This is a genomic window from Arenibacter latericius DSM 15913 (genome assembly GCF_000424985.1).
Taxonomy (GTDB): domain Bacteria; phylum Bacteroidota; class Bacteroidia; order Flavobacteriales; family Flavobacteriaceae; genus Arenibacter; species Arenibacter latericius.
Genome location: NZ_AUKX01000002.1, coordinates 53,938 through 72,434 on the forward strand (window position 1 = coordinate 53,938; position 18,497 = coordinate 72,434).

Here is an 18,497-nt window from a genome sequence, read left to right on the forward strand (position 1 = left end):
GTTGATGGCAGTGAGTTATGGATTATCCACATTTTGATGATCCACAATCTTTACAGGTAAGGCATCCTTCCTGATAGATTATATTGGTGGAGTTACATCCGTCGCACTTTTGGCCTTTAACCTCTGTACCGTCTTCTACGTAGCGTTTTAGGGCTCTAGCTACACCGTTCTTCCAGGTGTTAATAGATTCGCTGTCTAGTTGTAGGCTATTGATTAAATCTACTACCTTTTCTATGGGCATGCCATGGCGTAAGGTGCTCGAAATTAATTTAGCATAATTCCAATACTCCGGGTTAAATTTATGGCTTAATCCCTCGATAGTAGTTTTGTATCCTCGTTTGTTTTTGTATTGGAAATCGTATCGTGAAGAGCCATCTTCATTTCTGCTCTTTAGGATTACTCCTCTACTTACCCAACGGGGAATTAAAATTCCATCCTCATCATCGGATATTCCGGTAAAGATTTCATATGGCTTTCCGTCGATTAACCCAATAAATGCAATCCATTTTTCTTTGTTGTTCTGAAGTCTTACTACATCAGCCTCCAAAACCAATGGACGTTTTACTGGGAACGGGTTAAGAGACTCTTCGTTCTCTTCAGTTTTTGGTTCGTTAGAAATTAATACTCCAGATCTAGATCCGTCACGATAAACAGTTACCCCTTTACAACCTGCCTTCCACGCTTCTAAATACAATTTGCCAACCAATTCTTCAGTGGCATCATTTGGTAGGTTTATGGTTACACTAATGGAGTGGTCTACCCATTTTTGTACGGCACCTTGTAAGCGTACTTTACTTAACCAATCTACATCATTTGATGTGGCCTTATAGTAAGGGGATTGTTTTACAATATCATTTAATTCTTCCTGGCTATAATTCTTTTCAGTGTCTATTCCGTTAACATTCATCCATTGTTTAAACCTATGGTGAAATACGGTATATTCTTCCCAAGAGTCACCAATCTCATCTACAAAGTCTACACGAACTTCCTTGTCGTTAGGGTTTACTTTACGTCTACGTTTGTAAACCGGTAAGAATACAGGTTCTATACCAGAAGTGGTCTGGGTCATTAGGCTAGTAGTCCCGGTTGGAGCAATGGTCAATAGTGCTATATTTCTACGGCCGTACTCTAACATTTCGTAGTACAACTTTTCATCTGCTTGCTTTAATCGAAGAATAAAAGGATTCTTCTTTTCGCGTTCCGCATCAAATATTCCAAATGCCCCTCTTTCTTTTGCAGTGTGCACAGAAGCCCTATAAGCTTCAATAGCAATAGTTTTGTGTACTTCAATGGAGAAATTGTTGGCTTCTTCACTACCATAACGAAGGCCTAATGCTGCTAGCATATCTCCTTCTGCAGTAATCCCAATTCCGGTTCTTCTACCTTCTTCGGCTTTTTGTTTTATTTTTTCCCAAAGTCTAAGTTCTACAGCTTTAGTCTCTTCTAATTCTGGATCTGACTTAATCTTATCTAGAATAACATCAATTTTCTCTAGTTCTAGATCAATGATGTCGTCCATAATGCGTTGAGCAGCAGCAATATGTTGCTTAAATAACTCGAAGTTAAATTTAGCCTTGTCGGTAAATGGCTGCTCTACATAAGAGAAAAGATTTATGGCTAAAAGACGACAAGAATCATATGGGCATAAAGGAATCTCGCCACATGGGTTAGTAGATACAGTTTGGTAACCAAGGTCTGCATAGCAATCTGGAACGGATTCATTTATAATAGTATCCCAAAATAAAATACCAGGTTCTGCAGACTGCCAAGCGTTATGAACAATCTTGCTCCACAATTTTTTGGCATCTATATTTTTGGTTGTTTTAGGGTTGTCGCTGTGGATAGGAAATTTTTGGGTGTATGGATCTCCTGTTTCCACTGATTTCATAAAATCATTATCCATTCTAACGGATACATTGGCTCCTGTAACTTTTCCCTGCTCCATTTTGGCATCTATAAAATCCTCGGCATCGGGGTGGTTTATAGATACAGAAAGCATTAGCGCCCCTCTTCTTCCGTCTTGAGCTACCTCTCTAGTAGTGTTGGAATAACGCTCCATAAATGGCACTAGTCCGGTAGAAGTTAGTGCAGAGTTTTTTACCGCAGATCCTTTAGGGCGTATATGGGAAAGGTCGTGCCCTACCCCTCCACGTCTTTTCATTAATTGTACCTGCTCTTGATCTATTTTTAGAATGCCACCATAGGAATCGGATACACCTTCGTTACCAATAACAAAGCAATTGGAAAGCGAGGCGATTTGGAATGGGTTTCCAATACCCGCCATAGGGCTTCCTTGAGGTACAATATATTTAAAGTCTTTAATTAGATCAAATACTTGATCTTCACTTAATGGATTAGGGTATTTTTTTTCTACCCTTGCAATTTCCCCAGCAATACGACGGTGCATGTCATTTGGGGTAAGTTCATAAATGTTGCCGTCCGAATCTTTTAGGGCGTATTTGTTTACCCATACCCTTGCGGCCAGGTCGTCTCCTTTAAAGTACTTAAGGGAGGCATCAAATGCTTCTTCCTGTGTATAGGTCTTTTTGATGTCTTGGGCTAATTTTGTTGGCATAGAATAAAAATATTACGTTAACGGGGTTGTGTCTAAGAAAGTGTAAAAGTATTGAATTTTTCGTCATAAACAACAAAGTGTGATTTTGTAAAGTTTACAAGAAAAACAAGTTAAATAACTGATAGTAAGGTAATTGTGATTTTATCAACATTGAAAAGTTAACAAATAAAATTAATTATAATAGTTTTGTTGAATTGCTAAATACTTGTATATTATACGAATTTTTCTTCTAAATTTAGAGCTTAAATGCTAGTGTTATAAAGGATTACGGGTGAATTTTGCTTACCTTTTATTCGACTTTTTAGCTGCGTTTGTAGATTTTTATGCTAGCTTAAATTTAATTGCTTTGAAAATTATTCACAATGTTTTTAAATGCGTCAAAGAATAACTTTAGACCTACTTTAGGAGGTAGATTTATACTTCTCTTAAGCTTCCAAGTAATGAATTTCTGGTTTTAGTATCTTTTGTTCTTGTTTTGATAGTGTTAATTACGATTTTTGCATCATGAGAACATTGGTTATTGGTGATATCCATGCCGGACTAAGGGCATTGGAGCAATTAATGGATAGAGCTAAGGTAGGTCCTAAGGATCATCTTATCTTTTTAGGAGATTATGTAGATGGGTGGAGTGAGGCCGTAGAAACTGTTGATTTTCTATTAGACCTACAAGATAGGCAACAGTGTACCTTTATTAGGGGGAACCATGATACACTTTGTAGTGATTGGTTAAAAACAGGGGGGCATAATGAATTGTGGTTGCGTCATGGGGGGAGTGCTACCCTAGAATCTTATGAAAAGGTAACCGATAGGGTGAGGGAAACTCATCTAGAATTTTATAATAATTTAAAAGATTATTATATTGACAGTGATAATCGCTTGTTTATTCATGCGGGTTTTACTAATTTAAAGGGGGTAGAGCAGGAATATGATTCCAAAGCGTTTTACTGGGATAGGACGCTATGGGAAATGGCATTGGCAATAAATCCCTCATTAGGCTTTGAGGATAACATTTTTCCTAAAAGATTAACTCATTATAAGGAGATATTTATTGGTCATACTCCTGTAACAAGAATAGGAAGTACAGCCCCAATAAAGGCAGTTAATATTTGGAATGTAGATACCGGTGCGGCTTTTAAAGGTCCGCTTACTATGATGGATATTGATTCCAAGGAATATTGGCAGTCTGATCCAGTACATTTGTTGTACCCTACGGAAAGCGGTAGGAATTAAAATTAACTGTTAATTAATAAAATTTCGAGATTAATAAGGATATTTACATAAAATAAGATTGAACGATGTCTACTACTGATAAGAAAAAGAATATAAGAATAGAAGTAATGCGAGCGATTGAGAGCAAGGTAGAGGGGTTTATAGACTCTTATCTTATTCCGATCGAGGAAATTTGGCAGCCAACAGATTTTTTGCCCGACTCTCAAAGTGAGGGGTTTTTAGACCATGTTACTCAGATTAGAGAGGAAGCTAAGGAACTAGGTTATGACCTATGGGTTACCTTGGTTGCAGATACTATTACAGAAGAAGCTTTGCCTACCTACGAATCTTGGTTAATGGACGTAGAAGGGATAGATCAGCACGGAGAGAATAAGAACGGTTGGTCTAAATGGGTGCGTCATTGGACGGCAGAAGAAAATAGACATGGTGATGTTTTAAATAAGTACCTCTATTTGTCTGGGCGAGTTAATATGAGGGAGATGGAGATAACTACGCAATACTTACTTGCAGATGGATTTGATATTGGTACAGATAGAGATCCGTATAAAAACTTTGTATATACCTCTTTTCAGGAATTGGCTACCAATATATCCCATAAGAGAGTAGGGCAAATGTGTAGAAAGGGAGGGAATTCGCTTCTTGGAAAAATGTGTAACATTATTGCAGGTGATGAGATGCGTCACCATTTGGCATATAGGGAATTTGTGAAGTTGATTTTTGAGCACGATCCTAGTCAGATGATGTTAGCTTTTTCCGATATGATGAAGAAAAAGATTGTTATGCCAGCACACTTTCTAAGGGAGTCTGGCGGTAGTATTGGTACTGCTTTTGAAAGCTTTTCTAATTGCGCGCAGCGATTAGGGGTTTATACCGCGCAAGATTATATAGATATCCTTAAGAAATTGAATAGCTATTGGGATTTAGAAAATATAAGAGCATTAGATGACGATGCTGAAAGAGCTCGAGACTATTTAATGAAGTTGCCTAGCCGTTTAGAGCGAATTGCTAGTAGGATGAAATTCCCTGAAGATCAATATACATTTAAGTGGGTTGAGGCTAATGGGAGAATGAGGTAGTCCTATCTTTTCTTAAGTAGATACAAAATAAAGGCAATCATTTGTTTCGGTATATTATGCCAAACAATAGATTGCTTTTTTTTTATGGATATATATAATTCTGATGTTTAAACGTGGTTCCTTCCCAAACGTAATTATTCCTTTATATGGTAAGTACTCTCTTTAACTTCTAAATGAGAGTTGGGTTTGCCCATACTTATGTTATAATCGGACTTGAGGAAAGGTTACTTGCTTCAAAATCTACCAATTACACAAATTTTAAGACCATCTATATATATTCCTACAAAAATGTCAATATAAATATGAATATTAGCATATACATAATTACATATAAGACCTTATTGTTTCCGAACTAGTTTCGGTAATTAAAATAGGTTTCATAAAAGTTAGTTTGAGTTAGTTTGGTTAAACCCGCAGCTATTGCAAATTTGCCTATTCGGGGGGAGGGGAGATTTTTAATGGCTTCGGGTTTTTTCCTGACTTATTCTGAAATTTTACTGTTATAGACTTATGTCTAAAAATAGAAAAGCCGTTCTTTCCAATATGGATATAGAACGGCTTTATTGATTTTATTAAAACTATGTACTATAAATCAAATTTAATTCCTTGGGCCAAAGGAAGTTTAGTAGTGTAATTAATGGTATTAGTCTGTCTTCTCATATATATCTTCCAAGCGTCAGAACCAGATTCGCGTCCGCCACCAGTTTCTTTTTCACCTCCAAAAGCGCCACCTATTTCAGCTCCAGAAGTACCAATATTTACATTGGCAATTCCGCAGTCGCTACCGTAGGCAGATAAAAAGTGTTCCGCTTCCCTAAGGTTGTTGGTCATTATTGCTGAGGATAAGCCCTGTACCACTCCATTCTGTATGGCAATAGCATTCTCTATATCTCCAGAGTATTTTAGGAGATAAAGCACTGGTCCAAACGTTTCGTGTTGTACAATATCATAGCTGTTTTCTGCTTCAGCAATGGCAGGTTTTACATAGCATCCACTTTCGTAACCTTCTCCTTTTAAAACACCGCCTTCTACAATTATTTTTCCACCTTCTTCCACTACCTTTTTAAGGGCTTGTTCATAATTTTTTACTGAATCTGTGTCAATTAATGGTCCCACATGGTTGTTTTCATCTAATGGGTTTCCAATGCGCAATTGCTTGTAAGCGGTAGTTATGGCTTCTTTAACTTTATCATAAATAGATTCGTGGATGATTAATCTTCGGGTAGAAGTACATCGCTGACCTGCAGTCCCTACCGCTCCAAAAACGGCTCCTATTACCGTCATTTTAATATCGGCATCGGGGGTTACAATAATAGCGTTGTTTCCTCCTAATTCAAGTAAAGACTTCCCTAATCTTGCTGCTACAGCTTGGGCAACAATTTTTCCCATACGTATAGATCCTGTAGCAGATACTAATGGGATACGACCATCATGGGTCATAAATTCGCCTACCTTGTAATCGCCATTAATTAAACAGGAGATTCCTTCTGGTAAGTTATTTTCCTTAAAAACAGCTGCAGCTATATTCTGACAAGCAATACCGCAAAGAGGTGTTTTTTCACTTGGTTTCCATATACAAACATCTCCGCATACCCATGCTAAGGCCGTGTTCCATGCCCAAACAGCAACCGGAAAGTTAAAGGCAGATATAATTCCTACGGGGCCTAAGGGGTGGTATTGTTCGTACATCCTATGTCCAGGTCGTTCAGAATGCATGGTGAGTCCATGAAGCTGTCTAGATAACCCTACTGCAAAATCACAGATATCAATCATCTCTTGCACTTCCCCAAGTCCTTCTTGGTAGCTTTTCCCCATCTCGTAGGAAACTAATTTTCCTAGAGGTTCTTTTAATTCTCTTAATTTGTTTCCAAATTGTCTAACAATCTCGCCTCGTTCCGGTGCAGGTTTCGTACGCCACTCCTTAAAGGTGGCGGTGGCCGTATCCATTACTTTTTCGTAATCTGCTTTGGTTGTGGTTTTAACTTTTGCTATTAAAGCACCGTCCACTGGGGAAAATGAATCAATAGTTTCTCCAGATGAAAAATTTATAGATCCAGTTGAAGTTCCTTCATTAATATCTTTGATTCCCAAGGCGGTGAGGGCATCTTGAATTCCAAATTCTTGTGCTATTTTCGACATTTATAACTTTTTAGGTGTTAATTGTGATATTTTTCGAATTTACAAATTTATTAGTGGATATACATAATGTGTAATCTTAAAGCAGTATCAAAAGCTATTTATTTGTCTTCATCCGAAATATATCTAGGGTCTATTGGCATTACAGTTCCGCAGTTATTACAGGTTCTCAGTTTTTTGGAGCTATAGAAAACTTTAAAGTGGGCTAGAAAATCTTTTTCAATATCATTTAAGGTGAAGTAAGCTTCATACAATTTGTTATTGCAATTATCGCAGAACCAAAGCAGGCCGTCATCTATTTCCATGTCCGCTCTTTTACGTTCTATAACTAGGCCTATGGACCCTTCATGTCTAACGGGAGAATGGGGAACCTTGGCTGGGTGAAGATACATGTCGCCAGGACCTAAATGCATGGTTTTCTTTTTACCGTCTTCTTGGATGTGCACTTCTATATTTCCTTCTAACTGATAAAAGAGCTCTTCGGTTTCATTATAATGATAGTCTTTCCGGGCATTTGGACCGGCTACTACCATCACAATATAATCTCCAGATTCAGTATATAGGTTTTTATTGCCAACTGGAGGTTTTAAGATTTCACGGTTTTCTGAAATCCATTGGACTAAATTAAATGGCCGTTTTATAGACATACTTTTTCCTGCTTTATTTATTAGAATAATGTAACGGGGGTAACGTAGGTGAAATTTTAACGGTATACCAACAATTACACCTGTCTAATCTCAAAAATAAGAAAAGTAGGGTCATTCTAGCCTTGCTTTCTGCAATTTTAGATATTGAATGAGAATTAAGAAGTGCTGTTTTTCTATTTATCTATAAAAGAGGTGTGTAAAATACAGCTTTCCTTCGCTGTTGCGTTTAGCACTAACTGCACTATGGGTAAATTCGCCCTCTATAGTTTTGCGATGGTCACTACTTGCTAACCATTGTTGGAAAGCTTCTAAGGCAGTTTCATAATCCTTAGCGACATTTTCCGATACCAAAGTAGCATTTGTTGCTGAGGAAATAGTGGAAGCACGCACCTTAAAGTTATCATGATTAGTAGTGCCTTTGGCAATCATATAATCAGTGTGTTTGTTGGCATGCTCATAGGCCAGGTCGCTAAAACTTAACTCATTAAGATCTAATGAGGCTCTGTGCTCATTAACGAGTAGCAGTATTTGCTCTTCTACTTTTACCGCGTTTGTTGCTGTTTCATTAAAGGTGGGTTCTATAGTCTCGGTACTACAAGAACTCATTGCAAACGCGAACAAAAGCATTAATACATAATGCGTTTTCATATAGTGTTCTATTTACAAGCAGGTAAGCGGGAAAAATGGGGTATTCTTGTGTTCTAAATTAGGTTGGCTTCTCGTGACCAACGTTATAATGTTACAAAAAATAGTTGAAATACAATATATTGTTGTTTTAAAATTGCATTATGGCGAATAATTAAACCTTTGGTGGGATTTTCACCTAATTGCATCCGCTATTTTGGATTAAAAAAAACATTTTGCCTAGTTTATAAAACACTTTCCATTAGGTAAATATTATATCTTTAATGTGCTATAGGTGAGAAAGGAAAGGTAAACCCGGAATTCCTTATATATTTACAAGGCCAAATACATACTCCTATGAAATTACTTTTACGTGTCCTTCTACCACTCATTATTGTAGGTTGTAATCAAGAGCGGAAAGTCGAGAGTTTAACTTTAGATAATATTAATCTTTATCAAGATTATATTGCTGAAATTACTCACGGAATAATCTCTACTAAATCAGATGTAAGGGTTGTGTTTAAAACTCCCGTAGATGATTGGGAAAGCGGACAGGAGTTGAATGCGGACCTGATGAAAGTATCCCCTAAAATACAAGGAAAAGTAATTGTCTTAGATACCCGTACTCTCGCTTTTATTCCGGAAAAATCTTTTAAGCAGGATACCAACTATCATTTTACGTTAAACTTAAAGGAGTTGGTGTCAGAAATACCTAAAGACTTGCAAAACTTTACTTTTGGGGTAAAGACCATAAAGCAGCAGTTTAATGTATATACTCAGGCAATCCAGTCTTATTCCAAAGAATATCAATATTTAGAAGGGCAGTTAATTACTTCCGATCAATTATCATTAAAAGAAGCAAAAACACTTATTACAGCATCGCAGAAAGGTAAAAACATACCTTTAAAATTTGATTCCGCAGTAAAGGAGGGTTACCAATTTCCGTTTAAAATAGATAGTATTTCCCGTTTTGAAGAAGATACGGACTTGGAAATAGTTTGGGATGGTAGCGGTTTGGGAATTGAAAGTTCCGGTAAAAATTCTGTAATGATTCCGGGGAAAAATAATTTTAGTGTTTTAGATGCGATTGTTGAAACGGACGGTAGCCAAGTGTTGCTAATCAATTTTTCCGATCCCTTAAAAAAAGGTCAGAATTTAAAAGGATTGGTGGTTTTGGAGGGCGATGAGAGTCCTAAATATGCTATTGAAGGAAATGTACTAAAAGTATATCCTTCCGTAGAAGCAAAAGGCTCTATGAAGCTTTCTGTTTTTGAAGGTATACAAAGTGTGGAGGGGTACCGATTAAAATCTAATTTCACCCAAAGTATAGCCTTTGAGCAAGTAAAACCTCAAGTGAGACTTCTTTCTAGCGGTACTATTTTACCCTCTTCCAATAATCTAAAAATAAATTTTGAAACGGTAAATTTAAAGTCGGTTCACGTTTCTGTACTTCGAATCTTTGAAGATAATGTGCTGCAATTCCTTCAGCAAAATAATATTAATGAGAGTTATGACCTAAAAGCTGTTGCGCGACCCATTGCAACTAAAACTATTGATTTAGGTAACAGTATTGCAGTCCGCAGTGGGAAATGGACCGCACATGCTCTGGATCTAAAAACATTAATTAGACCAGAAGTTGGAGCAATATATAGGGTAGAATTAAGTATAAAACCATCGTATAGCCTTTACGAATGTAATGAAACCAATTTTGGCGTTATGGAATCGGATGATTTGGACTCCAAAGAGGAAGTAGATTCCAGATCTTGGGATGGGGTAGAAGATTATTATAGTGATTATTACTATAATTACGATTGGAACCAACGAGATAACCCTTGCCATACTTCCTACTATTATGATAAAACTATTGGGACAAATGTTTTGGCTTCGGACATTGGGGTCACTATAAAACGAGGTACCAATAAAAGTTACTTTATTGCGGTTAATAATATTGTAAACACCGCACCTATAGCGGGAGCCAAGGTTACCTTTTTTAATTACCAACAGCAACCATTGGGACAGGTAATTACAGAGGAGGATGGAACATCTAGGTATAACTCTGAACACCTAGCCTTTTTTGCTGTGGTAGAGAGCCAAGGTCAAAAAACATATGTTAAACTAAACGATGGAAATGTACTTTCGGTAAGTAAGTTTAAAGTAGATGGAGAAGTCATCCAGAAAGGGATAAAAGGATTTATTTTCGGGGAAAGAGGAGTTTGGCGCCCCGGCGATAATATCTACCTATCGTTTATGCTGAATGATAACGATAATAAACTTCCTTCCCAACATCCTGTGAAATTAGAACTTATAGATCCCTATAATAAATTGGTGCACCGTGAGTTAAGCACCCAGGGGTTAAATAATTTTTATAGTTTTCAGTATAAGACCGATGAAAATGCACCTACAGGTAATTGGTTGGCAAAAATTAGCGTAGGCGGAGCTACGTTTACAAAAACAATAAAAGTAGAGACTATCAAGCCTAATAGACTTAAGATTAAAACAGCGTTTGGTAAAGAGCTCCTTAGTAGTACTTCCCCTATTAGCGGAAATATGCAAGTGGCCTGGTTGCATGGGGCAGTGGCTAAAAATCTAAAAGCCGATATTACTGCGAAATTTAAAGTACAAAATACCACTTTTAAAGCGTTCCCTAATTATGTTTTTGATGATCCTACGCGCGCTTTTACGATGGAAGACCAACTAGTCTTTAATAACAAAATAGATGGAGAAGGACGTGCTACCTTTACAATGGATCCAAAATTTAGTAGTCCTGCTCCAGGGATGCTGAGTGCTGTTTTTGTGACTAAAGTCTATGAAAATGGCGGTGATTTTAGTACGGATGTGTTTGCTAAAACGTACTCACCCTATTCTACCTACGTGGGATTAAATATACCCGAAGGTGATAAGACTAGTGGAATGCTTCTGACTGATGTACCTCATAATTTTGGTGTGGTAACGGTAGATGAAAATGGTAGTCCTAAGGCTACGGAGAATTTAAAAGTATCTATTTACAAGATAAATTGGAGATGGTGGTGGGAGACCTCTCAAGAGAACCTTTCTAATTTTAATAGCGACCAGTATAAAGAAAAAATATTCGAGAAGACTATAAATACTGACTCCAAGGGACGAGGGTCTTTTTCTTTTGAATTAAAGTATCCTGATTGGGGTAGGTATTTGGTAAGGGTAGAAGACCCTAAAGGGCAGCATTCTACTGCATCTACGGTTTATGTAGATTGGCCTAGCTGGGAAGGGAAGTCAAGAAAGAGCGATCCCTCTGCAGCTACCATGTTAGTATTCTCTACAGATAAAGAGAAATATAATGTTGGTGAAATGGCCACAATTACTTTCCCTAGCGCTAAAGGGGGAAGGGCATTGGTTACTATGGAGAACGGAGTTGAGGTTTTAGATGCCCATTGGGTGACAACTACGCAAGGGGAAACTAAATTCCAACTTCCGATTACAGAACTACATGCTCCTAATGTGTTTATCAATATTAGCTTACTGCAGCCACATGCTTCTACCTTAAACGATAACCCTATAAGACTATATGGAATTGTACCTATATCAGTAGAAAATCCGTCAACAAAACTAGAGCCTTCCATTGCTATGCCTAAAGTATTAAGGCCAGAAGAGAAGGTTACCGTAAAAGTGAAAGAAAAACAAGGCAAGGCGATGACCTACAGTATTGCTATGGTAGATGAGGGGCTGTTAGATTTAACAAGGTTTGCCACTCCAGATCCTTGGAAAACCTTCTATGCAAAAGAAGCGTTAGGTGTTAAAAGTTGGGATGTGTACGATGATGTTATTGGAGCGTTTGGAGGTAGAATAGATCAGGTATTTGCTATTGGAGGTGATGGGGAATTAGCAGGAGCAAAAAATAAAAAAGCAAATCGTTTTGAGCCTATGGTGGTGTTTATGGGGCCATTCTCTCTGAAAGCAGGGGAAACCAAAGCCCACGAAATTAATATACCAAAATATGTAGGTTCTGTGCGTACCATGGTGGTAGCGGGTAATGCTGAAAAAGCGGCCTATGGGATGGCGGAAGAAACTACTCCCGTACGTAAGCCTTTGATGGTTCTTGCTTCACTACCCCGAAAAATTACTCCTGGGGAAACGGTAACCTTGCCTGTTACGGTATTTGCTATGGAAAACAAGGTTAAGGAGGTGAATTTAAAGTTAAAGCCTAACCCTTCGATTAAGGTGTTGGGCAATGCAGTGCAAACGGTATCTTTTGACAAGCCAGATGAAAAGATGGCGTACTTTCAACTACAGGTGTCCGATTTTAATGGAATAGGTAAGGTGGTTGTAGAGGCTTCGGGGAATGGTGAGAAAGCTTCTTTTGAAATAGAGATAGATGTGGTGAACCCCAACCCGATCAGCATCCAAACGGAAAATCTTACATTAGCTCCTAATGAGTCGCGCTCCCTAGCATTAACCACTTTCGGAATAGAGGGAAGTAATACGGCACAGCTAGAATTCTCTACGCTTCCAGCCATGAATTTTAATGGGCGGATGGAGTATTTAATTAACTATCCTCATGGGTGTTTAGAGCAGATAACTTCTGGTGCTTTCCCTCAATTATTTCTTACTGATATTTTTGATCTTAATTCTAATAAGAAAAAAGAGATCCAACAGAATGTGGAAGACGTTATTAAAAGAGCAGCGACACATCAACTCCCGTCGGGTGGATTTTCTTATTGGCCGGGACAGCATCAGGCTGATGATTGGAGCACTTCTTTTGTTGGGCATTTTTTATTGGAAGCCGAAAAGAAAGGATATGTGTTGCCCATAGGATTTAAATCTAGTTGGATAAAATATCAACAGAATATGGCTAAAGCATGGCGAGGTGGATCTAATACCTCCGATCTAGCACAGGCTTATAGATTGTATACATTGGCATTTTCTGGAAATGCAGATATAGCCTCTATGAACCGACTTAGAGAGACTACTGCCTTATCTAATGAGGGGAAATTTAGATTGGCTGCTACTTACGGATTAATCGGACAAACCAAAGTGGCTAGAGAAATTTTGAGAACAGCTAATTATAATCAGCATGATAAAGATGGGTATTATAGGACTTATGGATCTATATATAGGAATAGAGCTATGGCTCTGGAGACCTATGTGCTATTGGGGGATAAAGTGAAATCCCAGGAGCTGGCTAAAATGCTTGCGAAACGATTGTCGGAAGATAGATGGATGAGTACACAGAGTACTGCTTACAGCTTATTGGCGATGGCCAAATTTGCAGAAATGATCGGTGGAAAAGGAATAAAAGCTTCAGTTCAGTTCAATCAAAAAGCAACTCAGATAGCATCAGAAAAAGCCCTGGAGAATATGGACTTGAAAATAAGTAAGGGTAATAACACGCTTGTTATAAAGAACGATGGAGATAATACTTTATTTGTAAGTATTATAAAAAGTGGGGTTTTACCTGTTGGGGAAGAGAAAGAAATCTCCCGAAATATGGTGGCCAAGGTAATCTATAAAGGTAGAGATGGTACTGTTATTAATCCTAGTAAGTTAAGTCAGGGTACAAACTTTGTAGCCGAAGTATCTTTGACCAATACTAAGCCTGAAGATCTTAAGAACATTGCTCTTTCCCAGATTTTCCCTAGTGGATGGGAAATTGTAAACACCCGATTTACAGATTTTGGTGATTTTGTAGAAAACGAAGTAACCTACACAGACCTTAGGGATGATCGTGCGCATTTTTATTTTGATATGAAGGCAAACGAAACAAAAACCCTTCGGATATTGTTGAATGCCTCGTATTTAGGAAATTATTATCTGCCGGGAATACAGGCAGAAGCCATGTATGATAATGATTATTTTGTACGTACAAAGGGGCAATGGATAGAAGTGACTCAATAATTATAATAACGTAATAGAAATTTTATGTTGTTTTTCACGCAACCAAATAAAAGTTTTTGCATTATAAGGGGTGATAACAAAAATTCTATCTATGAAATTAAGAAATGCATTAATGAGTTTTGGAGCCGTTGCACTTGCAATTGGCCTTAATAGTTGTAACCTCTCCGACGACGCGGAATTTGAATGTGCTGAGGATTTTACAGGAACTCTTATGGAAAACGAAAATGTGATGTTGGGCACATGGGAGTTAACTGGGATTGTAGCAGATAAGGAAGTGGATATTACGGAGGATAGTGAGAACAATCCTAAGAAGGATATTTACGTACAATATTCAGATTGTAAAAAGGATGTAGACTTTGTTTTTACAGAGGATAGAGCTTATACCAATTCGGAGGGTCAGAATGCGACCGATTGTAGTAATAAAGCAAAATTTACTGGGACCTGGAAATTAAAAGAAACTGTTTTAAGCATGGTAAGTAACTGTTTTGTGCAAACTTTGCCTTTGGAGTTTAACGATAATAAGACCGCTTTTTCTTATGAAGGTAATTACACTATTACAGATGTACACGGTATAAAAATTCAAACAAATGTTACCTTTACTTATACTAAAGTAGCAAACGATTTACAACCAGAATAGTAGGCGTTGGAATTTATAGGAAAAATGGGTCAGATTTTATTGTCTGGCCCATTTTTTATAAATAATAACTAGTTTCTGAAGCTGTTATTGCGGAAATCTATAGCTTAAAAAGACAGAAAACTATCTTCATGTTCTTTATCATCATCATTAAAAGATTGGGTCTCTTTTAATACTCTGCTAAAAACAAATGCGCCAATTTCTTTTACTGGGGTGTACAGTTTAGATTCTTCCATAAAATCAGATTTTATAACACCAAGCTGATTATTTCCCTTTTCAAAAAAAACTAAAAAAGCACCTAATATTACCGCAACTTTTAAAGTGCCAAATACAGCGCCTGCCAATTTATTTAAGAGCCCTAACATGGCAAAGTCGGCTATTTTTGTCAATATTTTTCCAATGAGAATTACAAGGATAACGATAAGAATAAAAGTAAGTGCGAAAGCTATAGTGTTCATGTGCTGCTCATCCCAATCCATATTTTTAGAGAGGTATTCTCCAGTAATATAAGAAAAATGAATTGCTCCATACAGGCCTGCAATTACGGCTATTAGGGAAGCTAATTCCACAAATAGGCCATTTCTAATGCCCTTGTAAAGGCCATAAACTAATAGCAGCCCTAATATAATGTCTAAAATTCCCATTCTTAATTTCGCTTTTTACAAATATAGAACTTTGATTTGTACCTTTGATAATTCTGTGAAATCCACATTGCGAATTGAAGAACAGAATAAAGATCTGGAATAGGAAATAGTATTATGTCAAGAGATACAGAGTTAAAAGAAAGATGGAAGGTTTTGGTAGAGAAACTTTCTGCGCAATTTGCGGATAATGATCCGTTAGAATTAGACGCAATAATATATTTGGTAGGACTTCAAGAATTAGGTCAAATCCATAGGAAATATAAAAAAGACGAAAAGCTAAACCTAATGCATATAGCCATTTGTAGGCTTTTGGAACCTTATGGTTATTATGAGTTCGATTATTTTGATGAAGATGGTTGGCCGCATTATACCATAAAAGAAGAGCTACCTGCCTTAAGAGCTGGGGAGCAATCCGTTTTAATGAAAGAAGCATTAGTGGGTTATTTTTTAGAAAAGGAATATATTTCATAAAGGAACAAGACTCAAAATACTGCTCTGTTTTGGAGCGTATTGCTTGGTTTGGGATGGTGTTATAGTATGCTTAACTTTAGGAAGCATAATAGGCAAAGGCCTAATGGGGATATAATACTTAAATGGATAGAAACGATATACTATCAAGTGGTGGAGGTAGGGCCTTTTCGGTAAAGAAAAGAAAACATTTTATAGTACTATCCTTAACGATACTCATTTTTATCGGCTATTATTTTTGTTTGCCAAACAAGCTGTTTAATGTTCCTACAGCAACAGTGGTAGAGACTGCTTCTGGAGAACTTTTAGGGGCACGTATTGCGGACGATGGCCAGTGGCGATTCCCGGCAGTAGATAGTGTTCCCTATAAATTTGAGGTGAGTATTTTAAATTTTGAGGATGCCTATTTTTATAACCACCCTGGCTTTAATCCTGTTTCTATGGCTAAAGCTTTTGCCGCTAATTGGAGATCCGGAAAAACGGTAAGGGGTGGAAGTACTATTACTCAGCAGTTGGTACGCTTATCTCGCCACCAGCAAAATAGAACCTATTGGGAGAAAGTTAAAGAATTGGTTCTTGCCACTAGGGTAGAATTGCGCTATTCCAAAAAAGAAATATTAAAGCAGTATGCAAGTCACGCTCCTTTTGGTGGCAATGTAGTGGGCTTGGAAATGGCAGCATGGCGTTATTTTGGATTGCAGCCACATCAATTGTCATGGGCAGAAGCTGCTACATTGGCTGTTTTACCTAATGCTCCCAGTCTTATTTATCCTGGGAAGAATCAGCAAAAATTATTAGAAAAAAGGAATAGATTACTTTATAAACTTCATAAGAATCAATATCTAGATAGTCTTACCTATCAGTTGTCCCTACTAGAAAAATTGCCCACAAAACCTTATAATTTACCAAATAAGGCTCCTCATTTGTTGCAGTTTTTAGCAAAGAGCAATAAGGGTGAGCGCATTACCACTACTTTAGATCCCTATTTACAATCTAATGTAAATGCAATAGTAAATAATCACCATAAGATTCTTAGACAGAATCAGGTTCACAACGCTGCGGTCTTTGTAATGGAGGTTAATAGCAGAAAGGTGCTGTCTTATGTAGGTAATACTTCGGCAGGGTCAGATCATGAGGAAGATGTAGATATGGTACACGCCAATCGTAGTACGGGAAGTGTTATTAAACCACTCTTATATACTGCTATGTTAGATGCGGGGGAATTATTGCCCCGAATGCTAGTGCCAGACATTCCTACTCGTATTGCAGGTTACTCTCCTGAAAATTTCGATTTAACTTATAGTGGAGCGGTAAGAGCAGACAGGGCTTTGGCAAGGTCCTTAAATATTCCGTCTGTACGGTTGTTGCAAGATTATGGGTTGCATAAGTTTAGAGATCAATTAGACCTTTTTAAGTTAAGGGGGCTTAATAAACCCGCAGATCATTATGGGCTGACGCTTATTCTTGGCGGGGCCGAAAGCAATCTTTGGGACCTCTGTAAAACATATGCTTCTTTAGCTTCTACCGTTAACCATTTTAATAAAACTTCTAGTGAATATTATACTGGAGAATTTACAGAACCAATAGTCCGTGAGGGCTTGTACCCCAATTTTGGTGAGCTAACCACAGAAAAAACCATATTTGATGCCGCAAGTATCTACCTCACTTTTGAGGCTATGAAAGAATTAAATAGGCCAGAGGGTAGTGAGTCGTGGGAGTTCTACGATTCTTCCAAGAAAATTGCTTGGAAAACAGGGACTAGCTTTGGAAATAAGGACGCTTGGGCTATTGGAGTAACTAAAGACTATGTGGTAGGTGTGTGGGTAGGTAATGCAGATGGGGAAGGAAGACCTAATATGATGGGATTAAATACGGCCGCCCCTATCTTATTTGATGTGTTTGATGTTCTCCCTAACTCCTCTTGGTTTCCTATTCCTGAAGATGAGTTCACTACAATTGATGTTTGTGCAGATAGTGGTTTTTTGGCATCCAACATTTGTCCAGCCACGAGCATTCGTATTCCTAACAAAAAGCAGTATGTAAAGGTTTGTGAGTATCATACCCTAGTACATTTGGATCAAAAAGGTGCGTTTAGAGTAAATTCTTCTTGTGAAAAAATCACCGAAATCCGTACAGAGCCTTGGTTTGTATTACCTCCATTAATGGGGTATTACTACCAAAGGAGTAATCCTACCTATGCTATGTTACCTCCCTTTAAATCTAATTGTAAGCAAGCCGGCACCCCAGAGATGGCTTTTATTTATCCCAAAGATGGAAGTAGAATTACCCTTACCAAAAATTTTACTGGAAAAACAGGGGAATTGGTCTTTAAAGTGGCGCATACTAAACCTGATGCGAAGGTATATTGGTATTTTAATGAAACTTTTTTAGGAGAAACTGTTAATTTCCATGAAATAGGGTATATCCCAAAAAAAGGAATGCACCGTATTACCGCAGTAGATAATTTGGGAAATGAAATTATGGTTAACATTTCTGTAGAGTAGCATTTCTCTTTTGATACTGGAGTGAAAACTCATATCTTTATTAACTAAGTTTTCAATAAATTAATTAGATGTCTTGTTAATCTCCTAAAAA

At 37.5% G+C, this 18,497-nt stretch carries 11 protein-coding genes; 6 read left to right on the plus strand and 5 right to left on the minus strand.

The features are described 5' to 3' along the window. Positions 1 to 22 precede the first annotated feature (22 nt). Complete coding sequence (locus H344_RS0101205; protein ID WP_026808613.1) at positions 23 to 2,575, minus strand: adenosylcobalamin-dependent ribonucleoside-diphosphate reductase; 2,553 nt, start codon at positions 2,573 to 2,575, stop codon at positions 23 to 25. A gap of 504 nt (positions 2,576 to 3,079) precedes the next feature. Here H344_RS0101205 and H344_RS0101210 point away from each other — a divergent pair. Both H344_RS0101210 and H344_RS0101215 read left to right on the plus strand, forming a co-directional pair. Beyond that, the gene (locus tag H344_RS0101210) at positions 3,080 to 3,805 is read left to right on the plus strand and encodes a metallophosphoesterase (RefSeq protein WP_026808614.1); all 726 of its coding nucleotides are present in this window, start codon (positions 3,080 to 3,082) and stop codon (positions 3,803 to 3,805) included. Positions 3,806 to 3,870: 65 nt separating this feature from the next. Beyond that, positions 3,871 to 4,881: an acyl-ACP desaturase gene (locus H344_RS0101215; RefSeq protein ID WP_026808615.1), complete on the plus strand. Its 1,011-nt coding sequence runs from the start codon at positions 3,871 to 3,873 to the stop codon at positions 4,879 to 4,881. A gap of 585 nt (positions 4,882 to 5,466) precedes the next feature. On the opposite strand, the gene amaB is transcribed toward H344_RS0101215, so the two are convergent. The 3 genes from amaB to H344_RS0101230 form a co-directional block, all read right to left on the minus strand. Beyond that, a complete protein-coding gene (gene amaB, locus H344_RS0101220) occupies positions 5,467 to 7,020 on the minus strand; it encodes an L-piperidine-6-carboxylate dehydrogenase (RefSeq protein ID WP_026808616.1) in 1,554 nt (517 codons plus the stop codon). 98 nt (positions 7,021 to 7,118) lie between these two features. After that, positions 7,119 to 7,664, minus strand: coding sequence for a 3-hydroxyanthranilate 3,4-dioxygenase (locus H344_RS0101225; RefSeq protein WP_026808617.1), 546 nt, complete (start codon positions 7,662 to 7,664; stop codon positions 7,119 to 7,121). Positions 7,665 to 7,841: 177 nt separating this feature from the next. Then, positions 7,842 to 8,312: a CAP domain-containing protein gene (locus H344_RS0101230; RefSeq protein ID WP_051254001.1), complete on the minus strand. Its 471-nt coding sequence runs from the start codon at positions 8,310 to 8,312 to the stop codon at positions 7,842 to 7,844. 333 nt (positions 8,313 to 8,645) lie between these two features. On the opposite strand from H344_RS0101230, the gene H344_RS0101235 reads away from it, so the two are divergent. Together H344_RS0101235 and H344_RS0101240 are read left to right on the plus strand one after the other, a co-directional pair. Further along, positions 8,646 to 14,156 carry an alpha-2-macroglobulin family protein gene (locus H344_RS0101235; protein WP_026808619.1) on the plus strand — a complete coding sequence of 1,837 codons (5,511 nt, stop codon included), beginning with the start codon at positions 8,646 to 8,648 and terminating at the stop codon, positions 14,154 to 14,156. Positions 14,157 to 14,247: 91 nt separating this feature from the next. After that, the gene (locus H344_RS0101240) at positions 14,248 to 14,793 is read left to right on the plus strand and encodes a DUF5004 domain-containing protein (RefSeq protein WP_026808620.1); all 546 of its coding nucleotides are present in this window, start codon (positions 14,248 to 14,250) and stop codon (positions 14,791 to 14,793) included. A 104-nt stretch (positions 14,794 to 14,897) separates the two neighbouring features. Here H344_RS0101240 and H344_RS0101245 read toward each other — a convergent pair whose 3' ends face one another. Beyond that, a complete protein-coding gene (locus tag H344_RS0101245) occupies positions 14,898 to 15,434 on the minus strand; it encodes a CvpA family protein (RefSeq protein ID WP_026808621.1) in 537 nt (178 codons plus the stop codon). A 114-nt stretch (positions 15,435 to 15,548) separates the two neighbouring features. Here H344_RS0101245 and H344_RS0101250 point away from each other — a divergent pair, with 114 nt between their 5' ends. Together H344_RS0101250 and pbpC are read left to right on the plus strand one after the other, a co-directional pair. Beyond that, positions 15,549 to 15,905, plus strand: a complete 357-nt coding sequence (locus tag H344_RS0101250; protein WP_026808622.1) for a hypothetical protein — start codon at positions 15,549 to 15,551, stop codon at positions 15,903 to 15,905. A gap of 122 nt (positions 15,906 to 16,027) precedes the next feature. Beyond that, positions 16,028 to 18,406 carry a penicillin-binding protein 1C gene (gene pbpC / locus H344_RS0101255; protein WP_051254004.1) on the plus strand — a complete coding sequence of 793 codons (2,379 nt, stop codon included), beginning with the start codon at positions 16,028 to 16,030 and terminating at the stop codon, positions 18,404 to 18,406. Positions 18,407 to 18,497: the final 91 nt, after the last annotated feature.

What these genes read in the sequence shown, in the direction of transcription:
- H344_RS0101215 (WP_026808615.1), top strand. Translation starts at nt 3,871, where the DNA reads ATGTCTACTACTGATAAGAAAAAGAATATAAGAATAGAAGTAATGCGA.
- pbpC (WP_051254004.1), top strand. Translation starts at nt 16,028, where the DNA reads ATGGATAGAAACGATATACTATCAAGTGGTGGAGGTAGGGCCTTTTCG.
- H344_RS0101230 (WP_051254001.1), bottom strand. Translation starts at nt 8,312, where the DNA reads ATGAAAACGCATTATGTATTAATGCTTTTGTTCGCGTTTGCAATGAGT.
- H344_RS0101250 (WP_026808622.1), top strand. Translation starts at nt 15,549, where the DNA reads ATGTCAAGAGATACAGAGTTAAAAGAAAGATGGAAGGTTTTGGTAGAG.
- H344_RS0101225 (WP_026808617.1), bottom strand. Translation starts at nt 7,664, where the DNA reads ATGTCTATAAAACGGCCATTTAATTTAGTCCAATGGATTTCAGAAAAC.
- H344_RS0101235 (WP_026808619.1), top strand. Translation starts at nt 8,646, where the DNA reads ATGAAATTACTTTTACGTGTCCTTCTACCACTCATTATTGTAGGTTGT.
- H344_RS0101210 (WP_026808614.1), top strand. Translation starts at nt 3,080, where the DNA reads ATGAGAACATTGGTTATTGGTGATATCCATGCCGGACTAAGGGCATTG.
- amaB (WP_026808616.1), bottom strand. Translation starts at nt 7,020, where the DNA reads ATGTCGAAAATAGCACAAGAATTTGGAATTCAAGATGCCCTCACCGCC.
- H344_RS0101240 (WP_026808620.1), top strand. Translation starts at nt 14,248, where the DNA reads ATGAAATTAAGAAATGCATTAATGAGTTTTGGAGCCGTTGCACTTGCA.
- H344_RS0101245 (WP_026808621.1), bottom strand. Translation starts at nt 15,434, where the DNA reads ATGGGAATTTTAGACATTATATTAGGGCTGCTATTAGTTTATGGCCTT.
- H344_RS0101205 (WP_026808613.1), bottom strand. Translation starts at nt 2,575, where the DNA reads ATGCCAACAAAATTAGCCCAAGACATCAAAAAGACCTATACACAGGAA.